Source organism: Pedobacter yonginensis, assembly GCF_003173595.1.
Classification (GTDB): Bacteria; Bacteroidota; Bacteroidia; order Sphingobacteriales; family Sphingobacteriaceae; genus Pedobacter; species Pedobacter yonginense.
On the sequence record NZ_QGNZ01000001.1, the window covers coordinates 1,481,265 to 1,491,898 of the forward strand.

The following is a 10,634-nucleotide window of genomic DNA, read 5'->3' on the forward strand; positions in this document are numbered from 1 at the left end:
ATTTGATTATTTAACCAAGCGAATGCCTGTGAATTGCCACCTTAGGGGTGGATGAAAAAAATTGCGATACGTAATGCGACTGTGATTTTCGGGTGTAGCTACAGATGCACCACGCAAAACCTTCTGATTAACCATAAATTTTCCATTGTATTCGCCGATTGCTCCCGGCGCTTTACTAAAACCTGGATAAGGTAAATATGCGCTTTCTGTCCACTCCCACCGTTGCCCCCAATTGAAGTGCTTTGCCGCAATTTCCCATTCAAATTCTGTTGGTAATCTCATACCCTTCCAGCTTGCAAAAGCATAGGCTTCGTAATAGCTTACATGGGCTAAGGCTTGGTTCGGGTTTAACTTTTCTAAACCTGCAAAAGTATAATTATGCCACGCTCCATCAATATTATGCCAATACATAGGTGAAACTACATGATTGGTTTTCACCCAGTCCCAACCTTCTGCATGCCAATAGTTAAAGTTCTGATAGCCACCTGCATCAATAAATTCTAAATATTCGGCATTGGTAATCAAAGTTGTGCTTATGGAAAAAGCGTTCAGATAAACCTTATGCCTGTTAAGTTCGTTATCAAAATGGAAATCGTTTCCTTGATAACCAATTTCATAAACTCCCTCTTCAATGTTAATAAAACCGACTTCTGGTTTAAGTAAATCTACTTCCTTCCAATTTGTATCGTAAGCAGGGAAAAGTGGATTGTTGCCTAAAATGTATTTAATATCTGTAATTAGAAGTTCCTGATGTTGCTGTTCATGATTAAAACCCAATAAAATTAGTTCTATCAGAGTGGCATCAATGTCGGAATTTAAAAATTTAGTCATGGCTTCATCCACGTATGCCCGGTATCGATACACATCGGCTACGCTTGGTCGGCTTAAATTTCCCCGATCGGTACGAATCACGCGATTGCCTACAGTTTCATAATAGCTATTGAAAACGTAATTGTAATTTTCATCAAATTCTTGATAGGCTGGCGCGTGTGGTTTAAGAATGAAAGTTTCGAAAAACCAAGTGGTGTGCCCCAAATGCCATTTCGGCGGACTTACATCCACAATTGGCTGAACCACATAATCTTCAGTGGCTAATGGCGCACAAATTTTTTCGGAATATTTCCTGATCTGAGTGTATTGTTCGGCCAGATTCATTAATTTTTATCTTGATAGTTTGCTAGGTCTGTAATGGTATTAACATTTAAGGCTTTTGATTGTTTTTGCCTCATCATAAGCGCATAAGAATTGTTAAATCCTATCGGCTTTAACCATTTTATTTTGAATTTGTTTGCAAATTCTCGGCTTACGTAATTGTAGGTTCGGTCTTTATCGTGTGCAATTTCTTTTGATAATTTCGGATTTGGCTGCAAGAGCACTAAAAGCCCCGTTCCGGTGTATTCCGGATAGAAATCAATTTGGTCGTTCACCAAAGCATCAAAGCAAATTTTTGTACCGCCTAAACCTGTTTTGGTAGAAACGCCATAAGCCGTATTGCCCTGAATCAACATGCTGTACATTTCTGCTAAAATATATTGCTCTCCAAAAATTTTAGAACCAATTCTCACCGTACCTTCTTTGCCATTTCTTGGCGCTTTGTACAAGTTGTTACGAACCAAAAAATCTTTTGCCACACGTTCTGGTGCCTGATGAAGATAATCAGTTCGATAATTTAAATCGGTCATAATCGAATCGGTAATCTTTCCGGATAAGAGATTGAGCACCTTTTCCAATTCGGGAAACTTATTTAAAGAGCTTGTGCGTACAATTGGTGCCGCGTAGTAGGGCGGAAAAATTCCCTTGTCATCTTTTAAAATTGTTAGGTCAAAGGCTTTCAATCTGCCGTCTGTTGAGTAACCGCTAATCACATCAAGTTCTTTTGCATAAGCCGCCTTGTACATTACAGCATCGCTAATCACAATGGTATGGATTTTAAGTCCGTATTCAGATTTCAATCCCAAATCTCCATCTTGCCTACCCATAAATTCGGGCGTAAAACCTGCGGTTAGTTTCGAGCCATATGCCGAAGGTAAAATGTAAAATATACTTAACACAATAATCAGCAAAGGAAAAACATAGAGCACTTTTTTGAGCTTTTTAAAATCGAGTTTCTGGATGATGGATAAAAGAAAATCCAAGATCACGGCCAACAGCGCTGCCGGGATTGCACCTGCTAAAATCATATTGGTGTTATTTAAGGATATACCTCCAAAAATAAATTCGCCCAATCCACCCGCAGCAATGTACGATGCCAAAGTAGCTACCCCCACATTAATTACAGTTGCGGTGCGAATGCCAGCAAGAATTACGGGCATAGCCAAGGGCAATTCTACTTTGAATAAAATTTGCATTTTGCTCATGCCAAGCGCTCTTGCCGATTCAATAATGTGCCGATCTATCCCGATAATGCCCGTATAAGTATTTCTGATGATGGGCAGCAGGGCATAAATTAATAGCGCTACAATGGCTGGCTTCGCGCCAATGCCTAATACAGGAATCATAAAACCCAATAATGCAATGCTCGGTATGGTTTGCAAAATGCCTGCCAAGCCCAAAATGCTACTGGATAACTTTCGTTTTCGGGCAATTAAAATGCCTAAGGGAAGACCGATGATAATGGCAAATAACAAGGAAATAAAGGTTAAACCCAGATGCTGTAAAGTTTGATTAAACAGTTTATCGGATTGCTCATGCATGAAGCTCCATAAACTTTGCTGTTGCTCATTCATGGGCCTTATGGTATTTATATTGATTAAAGGCTTGTGTTAATTGCTGAAAATCAATCGTTTTATGTTCGCTTTGTATATTTGCGACTTGAATTTTGCCTGATTCTACCTTGCGGATGCTTTCCATTGCATCCCAAATGCTTGGGTTCAATTGGTCTGCCTTTTCTGTTTCTAAACTTTGTTGTTTGGGTAAGAAATCCCACAAATCGTTAATCTTAATCACTTTAAACTCGAGCGCCAAACGCTGCCCATCTAAAAATTTTCTTGCAAAATCATTTGTGGGATGGTACAGTAATTCTTTGGGTGTGCCTATTTGAACAATTTCGCCCTTATCCATCAAGCAAATGCGATCGGCGAGTTCAAACGCTTCCTGAACATCGTGCGTAACCATCACAATGGTTTTTCTCTTTAATTCTTCTAAGGCTTTAAATTCTGCTTGAATGCTCGATCGGGTTACATTATCAAGGGCACCAAAGGGTTCATCCATTAAAAGTACCGCCGGATCTGTAACCAAGGCGCGGGCCAAACCCACCCTTTGTTGTTGCCCCCCACTTAACTCATGCGGAAACATGGTTAAGCACTGTTTTGGCAAGTGTAGTTTTTCAACCAATTCTGTAATCCGTTGATTGGTTTTTATAGCATCCCATTTCAATAATTTAGGTACAACGGCAATATTTTCGGATACGTTATAATGCGGAAAAAGACCGATATTTTGCATCACATAGCCAATGCCTCGACGTAAAATTTCGGGGTTTTGGTGGGTGATGTTTTGACCGCCGATTATGATTTCGCCAGCATCGGGTTCAATTAGGCGATTAATCATTTTAAGCGTTGTTGTTTTACCACAACCGCTGGTGCCTAGCAATACCAAATTTTCCTTTTCGTTAACTTTAAAAGAAATTTGTTTCACAGCCTGTGTGTGCCCAAAACTTTTACTAACGCCTTTTAGTTCAATCATTTGTTTGGTTAATCTTCTATTTTCATAAATAGATTGTTTAACGATTCGGAATAGGTTGGATGCGCAAATACACAGTACCTAATCCGATCATACGTAATTCCGCCTTCGATAGCCAATTGGAGCACCGACATAATTTCGCCACCTTCTGGCGCAAGAATAGAGGCACCCAATATTTTTTTTGTATCTGGATCTACAATGGCCTTCATCACACCCAAAGTTTCATTGGTTTCTATCCCTCTTGCCACTTGCGACATTGGAAGTTTAGCCACTTTATATTTAATTCCTTTTTCTTTCGCTTCGTTTTCCGATAGTCCGATTCGCCCCAATTGTGGGTCGGTAAACATACAGTAAGGCACTGGCCTATTGGAAATGCTGTAATTTGTTTTTTCGATTAAGTTACGATAAACTATGGTGTAATCGTTGTAGGCAATATGGGTAAAAGCTGGTCCACCTTTAACATCGCCCAAGGCGAAAACGCCATCAACATTGGTTTCTAGTTTCTTATTTACAACAATGTAGCCTTTTTCATCGGTTTTTATTCCCGCCAAATCCAAACCTAATTTTTCGGTTTGAGGTGCCCTACCTGTGGCAATTAGTACATGACTGCATATTATTTTATCGCTTTTTGTTCCAGATTTTACATCAATAATCAGATGATTTTTCTTTTCACTTTCGATGTGTGCAATGTGAGTTTCGGTTAAAATGTCGATGCCCTCTCCTTTTAAAATTTCACTCAATTCATCCGAAATATCTTCATCTTCGCGAGACATGATGCGTTTAGATTTTTCGATGATGGTTACTTTACTTCCAAAACGGCGGAACATTTGGCCAAATTCTAAACCAATGTAATTACCGCCTAAAACCACTAAATGTTCGGGAATTTCTTCTAAATCGAGAATACTGGTTGAGGTTAGGTAATCTACTGATTCGAGGCCATCTACCTCTGGAATAACGGTTTTAGCACCTGTATCAATAAAAATCCAATCTGCAGTGAGTTTTTCTTCGGTACCATCCTGTGCGGTAACCGTAATTTCTTTAGGGGCCGAAAATCTGGCTTCGCCGAAAATAATTTTGAGGCCCTTTGTAGTTTCTAAGCCTTTTTGCGCACCGTTTCTAAATGAGTTAACGATTTCATCTTTACGTCCTTTTATTTTCTTTAAATTAACCTTAATTTGTCCAATCTCTACACCCAATTCATTAGCCTTTCTGGCTTGATATACGGCACGGGCACAGGCAACCATGGCCTTTGTTGGGGTACAACCCACATTTATGCAGGTACCACCGATATTATTTTTTTCAATTATTGCAGTTTTCTTTCCGGCTTGTGCTAGTTTTTTAGCTAGGGGAACTCCAGCCTGACCTGAACCGATTATAATGGCATCAAAGTGTTTCATATTTTGTTATAGTAAGGTAACCGAAAATAACGGAAATCAAAAATATAACAGCAAGATAATGCCAATGTTTGATGTGAAGACAACTTAAGCTCAAACTTAACTAAATGATAACCCAGAATGAAACTAACTTTGATTATTGGGTTTTCGGGCGAGTTTTTTCTCGCGAAGAATAATCTCGTTTATGGCATTTAAAAATTCGGCGAAAAGCACTGGCTTAACGAGATATTTATCACAGTCAACTGTAAAGGCATCGAGTGCATATTCTGGATAACTGGTTACGAATATTAAATATTTAACCTTATTGCGTAGCACTTTTGCCACGTCTATTCCAGAAATATCCATCCTAATATCAAGAAATAGGAAATCGATTAAATCACGCTCAGCGATTTGATTGATGGCTTCTTTTGGGTCGGTAAATGTGTATGTTATCTCTAATTTATCAATTTTAGAAATGTAATTGCTCAGGATATCAACAGTCATTCGGTCATCATCAATAACTGCACATCTATATTTGGGTGAGGTTGAGGCTTTCATCTATTCGGTTATATGCTGCCAAAAAGCAAAGCGCGAGCCAAGAACCGCAAAACAACTTATAAGAATCCTTAATTGGCTCAATAGCTAGGGAGAATCGATTTTATCATCTTGGCCGACCTTTAAACAAGTCTTTCAAATGCCTTTGATAACATGGCTTAATTGTTAACGCCAACATTATAATTCTTGAGCATCTTTTTCAGCAAAATTCTGGCAACATGGATTTTGGTTTTCACCGTACCCAATGGGATTTTCATTTCATCTGCAATTTCATGGTATTTGTAACCCTCAAAATATCGGGTAAAACAAATTCTGCCATCTTCGGGCAAAAGTGAAAGTGCCTTTTGGATGTCTTCCATCATAAACTTATTCGTACCCTTATTGATGGTTGCGCTTTGAAAAAGCTGTACCGACGTGAGTTCTTCACCTTGAGTAACCACCTCATTTTTACGCTTAACTTTATGATAATGATTTAGGAAAGTGTTTTTTAGAATGGTAAAAAGCCAAGCCCTTACATTACTGCCCAACTCAAATTTATTGGAAAAGCGAAATGCTTTCATAAAGGTATCTTGCACTAAGTCTGCTGCATCATCTTCATCTTTGGTATAAGCAAAAGCACGATCAAAAAGAGATTGTTTGTACTGATAGATGTCCAGTTTAAAGTTTAAGCTTTCCATAGGTATATTCTTTTGATTGAATACCTAACAACTACTAAACTGTTTTAGTTAAGGGAGAAATACCCGTTTTTTTACGGAATATTTTTTCATCCTAAAAAAGGGGCAAAAAACGGGGGTATTTTGAATAGAAATTTACTGAATGTAACCATTTCTCATGGCAAAACGGATTAAGGAGACTGAGTTTTTTGTCCCGGTTTTGTTAATCAATGCCTCTCTTTGACTCTCTACCGTTCGCCTGCTAAGGTAAAGCTGATTGGCAATTTCTTGGTTGGTTAAACCATCGGCTATAAGCTTAAGTACGTTAATTTCGCGCTCCGAGAAATCGATGTGATGGTTCGAATTTTCGGATAATCTGCCCAAATATTTATTAAATCTTTCGAGTATAGATATGCACAAATTGGACGATAAATAGCGTTTGCCCTTCATAACATGTTGCAGGCAAAACAGCAATTCATCCGCTTCAACATTCTTGGTTAAGTAACCAAAAGCCCCTGAAACAAAAGCATTTGAAGCATATTTATCTTCTTCTAAAATGGAAAGTAAAACCACTTTTGTTTCATTTCCTTTTTCCTTTAACGCTTTGATTAAACTTAGCCCATCCATCTCCGGCATCACCACATCTGATAAAATAATGTCAGCTTCTACACCCTCATCCAAAACCCTTAAAACTTCGAAGCCATTTTCTACTTCTGCTACTACTTTTATGCCCTCAAATTTTTCTAAAAGTGCGTGTAACGAAGTACGAATAATGTGGTGGTCATCCACTAGGATAATTTTAATCATAACCCAAATTTAATTACGGATTTTTGAATATTAAAATGCCTACTTTGGAAGCTCGATGTAAAAGGTGGTTCCGGTGCCAACTTTACTCTTAAACCAAATTTTCCCTCGGTGTAAATCAACAATTGCTTTAATAATTCGCATTCCGAAACCGCCACTTTCTTCTCCCTTTAAACCGGGTCTGAGTGCTTCTTGAATTCGATCGAAAAGTCCATCTTGTACTTCTTCCGGAATACCAATACCATTATCTGCCACAGATATAATTACCGAATTGGGATGTTCTTCGATGTGAACGTGGATGGCTCCATTATCATCTGTAAATTTTAATGAATTGGAGATTAGATTGTTAATCACCTGAAGAAATTTCATGCTGTCCACATGAATGTAAATTTTATCCGCAGAAGTAGTAAAGCTAAATTGTTTGGTATCGCTCAATCTAGATCTTTTGTAAAACCGAACCACATCCCTAAGTTCCCAAACCAAATCGGCCCGCTCTTTTCCAATTTCTATCTCCGCTGATTTTAAGAACTCCTTATTAATCATGCTTCTAACCAAAAGTAAGTTTCTGGAGCACATATCCTTAATAAATTCTAGCGAGTTCATCATGTAGCGATCGCCTGTTTGGGCTATGCCATCTTCCATTGATGACGCCGCTAAACTCATCATGCCAAGGGGTTCTTTAAGGTCGTGAGCCAATACTTCTAAGGTGATGTTTTTTCGGGCGTTAATTTGCTCAATATGAATTTTGTTGTGGCGCATTACGGTTATATCTTCTACCGTACCTACTAAAACGAGCTTATGATCCGCAGCAATTGGCGCAACATTTACACGTACATATTTTTCTCTATTGATTTCATGTAGTAAACGAAATTCATATTTTTTTGAAATTCCATCTGTTAAACATTCTTCGTAACAGCTAATCACATGCTCTACATCTTCGGGGTGAATTTTTGCGAGCAGGGATTGCGCTTTATACTTAAAATCAATTGTTTGCGTTTCAAATATCCTTGAAAAGGCATCGTTAACGTATTCAAATTGCTTTATAGAATGGTTGTAAATAAAATATCCATCATTGGAAAGTTCACCTAGCTTATAAAAGAGGTCGTTGCTAAATTCAGACATGTTTATTTGTTTTGGTTAAGATGATTTTATACTCACTCATGCAAAACAGGAAACTGTTTAAAAGGTTTGAGAATTTTTATGAAAACACGGTGCTTATTTTATAACGAGAGATGGGCCCAAGAAAGGTATCTTTTGAATAAGCATCAATTTTTGCACATCATTTTTATCTATTTGCTATTGAATTATAGCTCACGAAACATTCGAAAACACATATTTTCGCCACAAAATCGCACAACACACAGAATTGATGAATTTAATTACCGCTAACTTCAATTGCTTTTTACATTGTATTTGTAGAGCGATAAGGGCTTTTTTGTGGAGGGGATGAGGATATCTATCACCTAAAAAGCCCGATGAAATTTCCATCGGGCTAATGAATAAAAAGTTTATTATAAATTATTTAAGACGCTGTTATGTAGTCATTAGTTCCTACTCCTTGAGCATCTAGCCAGTTATTGATATAAGTGGCAACCTCTTCCCATCCTGGCTCGTTGCAAATGAAATGACTTCTGTTAGGAAACTCTTGTATTTCAGTTACACTGGCTACATCTGTATAGGCTTTTGCATTTTTCTCATTTAAATCGGCCGGACAAATTTTATCTTGCTCGCCAGCAATAAACAATAAGGGCACATGTGGCAACTCTACATCCAGTTGTGCCGAACTTCCCATACAATCTCTAAACACATTTCTACTATCGTGAGTAGCCGTTTCATCAAATGCTAATTTAGCCTCTGCTTCTGATAAGGTATTCGCAAATGCACCTTGGAAGGTTTCTTCATCCATATAAATGGGCTCATCTCCTTTTAGCGGATTGGCGATGGTTGCTGCATTTTTAACAAACGACCAATCGAAGGTTACCATTCCATTTGGCGCAACGGAACTGATTGCAACGCCAAGCTTCGCTAATCCCCTATTCACCAACAATTGCACAATTAAGCCGCCAACTGAGTGTCCAATTACAATTGGTTTCTCTGGGAGTTTATAAATAAGTGTTTCTATCGATGTGATAATGGTATCCAATTCAAGATCGCCCAAACCAAGTGGAACTTGTTCTCTTAAAACTGAAGGCTCGCCTTCGTGTAATGGCCATGCGGGTGCAATAACTTCATAACCTTTGCTTTCAAAAAATGCAATCCAGTTCTTCCAACTTTTAGGATTCTGGAACATGCCGTGTATCAGTACAATTGTGTTTTTCATAATTGGTGTTTTATGTAAATAATACCCAGTTAGCCGAAAGTTTGTTTCCAAAATTCGTATCGAAAGCACAACAGAATGGAATATGCCAATTGCCGAATTTCAACTTAAACAAAATTAAAAATGTAAAACAAAATCCCGCATTTGTATGTTAATGATACATTAATCCGCTACGATGAAAAATTTTAACCAAACGAAAGAAGAAATAATTTTAATCTCTGAAGAAACAGATCGAAATTATTGGACTACCAGATTAGGCGTTACCGCAGAGACCTTGAAATCGGCAATAAGGGCTACTAAAAGCATTACACTCCACCACATAACCGCCTACCTAAATCAGCAAAACAGCAGTCAGTTTGCCTAATTTTCATTTTTTTATCAGCCACATCAACAATACGTAACTTATTGAACCACAGCAGTTACGATATATCTTACATCAAAATCAATCCACACCAGGCTTGATTTTTCTTTTAATACTTACCTATTGATTCAATTTTAGGCAATTTGAGGTCTAATCAAAATACTTCAAACCTTTTCTAAAAATAGATGGTTGTCCATATACATCTTAAAATAAATATTATGGCAACTACCACAAAAAAAACAAATACCAAAACTGCTGCAACTAAAGCCACCCCAGCTGCAAAAGCAGCAACAAAATCTACAGCTACTACAAAATCGACTGCTCCTAAGCCTCAAAACGAAACGGGCAAAATGGAAGATTCTGAGTTTCACAAGTTTTTTGTTGATGAACTTAAAGACATTTATTGGGCTGAAAAGCATTTATCTAAAGCTTTACCTAAAATGAAAAAGGCTGCAACTAGCCCAGAATTGGCAGCTGCATTTGATAAACATACTGCAGAAACAGAAAGCCACATCGATACCTTAGAGCAAATTTTCTCTTTATTGGAAGAAAAAGCGGTGGCTAAAAAATGTGATGCCATGGCAGGTTTGCTAGAAGAAGCCAATGGAATAATTGAGGAAACTGAAGAAGGCACAATGATTCGCGATGCGGGATTAATTTTAGCGGCTCAAAAAGTAGAACATTATGAAATTGCAACCTATGGAACGCTGAAGGTTTTTGCTGAAAACATGGGCCATACAGAAGTGGCTGATCTTTTGAGTCAAACCCTTGAAAACGAAAAAGCAACTGATGTTGCCTTAACCGAAATTGCAGAAGGTTTTGTAAACCAAGACGCTGCTGCGGAATAAACAGCAAATTAAGGGGCGTTTGGGTGAAAATAGGATATCTTTTAA

At 38.0% G+C, this 10,634-nt stretch carries 11 protein-coding genes; 2 read left to right on the forward strand and 9 right to left on the reverse strand.

What is annotated here, in order from left to right; translation table 11 throughout:
• Positions 1–6 precede the first annotated feature (6 nt).
• From egtB to DHW03_RS06530, 9 genes are all read right to left on the reverse strand, one after another.
• A complete protein-coding gene (egtB, locus tag DHW03_RS06490; RefSeq protein ID WP_109924880.1) occupies positions 7–1,155 on the reverse strand; it encodes an ergothioneine biosynthesis protein EgtB in 1,149 nt (382 codons plus the stop codon).
• Positions 1,155–2,726: an ABC transporter permease/substrate-binding protein gene (locus tag DHW03_RS06495; protein ID WP_109924881.1), complete on the reverse strand. Its 1,572-nt coding sequence runs from the start codon at positions 2,724–2,726 to the stop codon at positions 1,155–1,157. The genes egtB and DHW03_RS06495 overlap by 1 nt, the downstream gene beginning before the upstream one ends.
• Positions 2,719–3,681, reverse strand: coding sequence for an ABC transporter ATP-binding protein (locus tag DHW03_RS06500; RefSeq protein WP_109924882.1), 963 nt, complete (start codon positions 3,679–3,681; stop codon positions 2,719–2,721). The genes DHW03_RS06495 and DHW03_RS06500 overlap by 8 nt, the downstream gene beginning before the upstream one ends.
• Positions 3,682–3,689: 8 nt before the next feature.
• On the reverse strand, positions 3,690–5,075 hold the full coding sequence (gene lpdA, locus DHW03_RS06505) for a dihydrolipoyl dehydrogenase (protein ID WP_109924883.1): 1,386 nt from the start codon (positions 5,073–5,075) through the stop codon (positions 3,690–3,692).
• 123 nt (positions 5,076–5,198) lie between these two features.
• On the reverse strand, positions 5,199–5,609 hold the full coding sequence (locus tag DHW03_RS06510; protein ID WP_109924884.1) for a LytR/AlgR family response regulator transcription factor: 411 nt from the start codon (positions 5,607–5,609) through the stop codon (positions 5,199–5,201).
• A 155-nt stretch (positions 5,610–5,764) separates the two neighbouring features.
• The gene (locus DHW03_RS06515; RefSeq protein WP_109924885.1) at positions 5,765–6,283 is read right to left on the reverse strand and encodes an RNA polymerase sigma factor; all 519 of its coding nucleotides are present in this window, start codon (positions 6,281–6,283) and stop codon (positions 5,765–5,767) included.
• A gap of 132 nt (positions 6,284–6,415) precedes the next feature.
• Positions 6,416–7,066 (reverse strand): response regulator, encoded by a 651-nt coding sequence (locus DHW03_RS06520; protein WP_109924886.1) that lies wholly within the window; start codon positions 7,064–7,066, stop codon positions 6,416–6,418.
• A gap of 39 nt (positions 7,067–7,105) precedes the next feature.
• The gene (locus DHW03_RS06525) at positions 7,106–8,185 is read right to left on the reverse strand and encodes a PAS domain-containing sensor histidine kinase (protein WP_109924887.1); all 1,080 of its coding nucleotides are present in this window, start codon (positions 8,183–8,185) and stop codon (positions 7,106–7,108) included.
• Between the two features lie 400 nt (positions 8,186–8,585).
• Positions 8,586–9,383 carry an alpha/beta hydrolase gene (locus DHW03_RS06530; protein ID WP_109924888.1) on the reverse strand — a complete coding sequence of 266 codons (798 nt, stop codon included), beginning with the start codon at positions 9,381–9,383 and terminating at the stop codon, positions 8,586–8,588.
• A gap of 172 nt (positions 9,384–9,555) precedes the next feature.
• Here DHW03_RS06530 and DHW03_RS06535 point away from each other — a divergent pair, with 172 nt between their 5' ends.
• Together DHW03_RS06535 and DHW03_RS06540 are read left to right on the forward strand one after the other, a co-directional pair.
• Positions 9,556–9,744: a DUF3606 domain-containing protein gene (locus DHW03_RS06535; RefSeq protein WP_109924889.1), complete on the forward strand. Its 189-nt coding sequence runs from the start codon at positions 9,556–9,558 to the stop codon at positions 9,742–9,744.
• 215 nt (positions 9,745–9,959) lie between these two features.
• The gene (locus DHW03_RS06540; protein ID WP_109924890.1) at positions 9,960–10,589 is read left to right on the forward strand and encodes a YciE/YciF ferroxidase family protein; all 630 of its coding nucleotides are present in this window, start codon (positions 9,960–9,962) and stop codon (positions 10,587–10,589) included.
• Positions 10,590–10,634 lie beyond the last annotated feature (45 nt).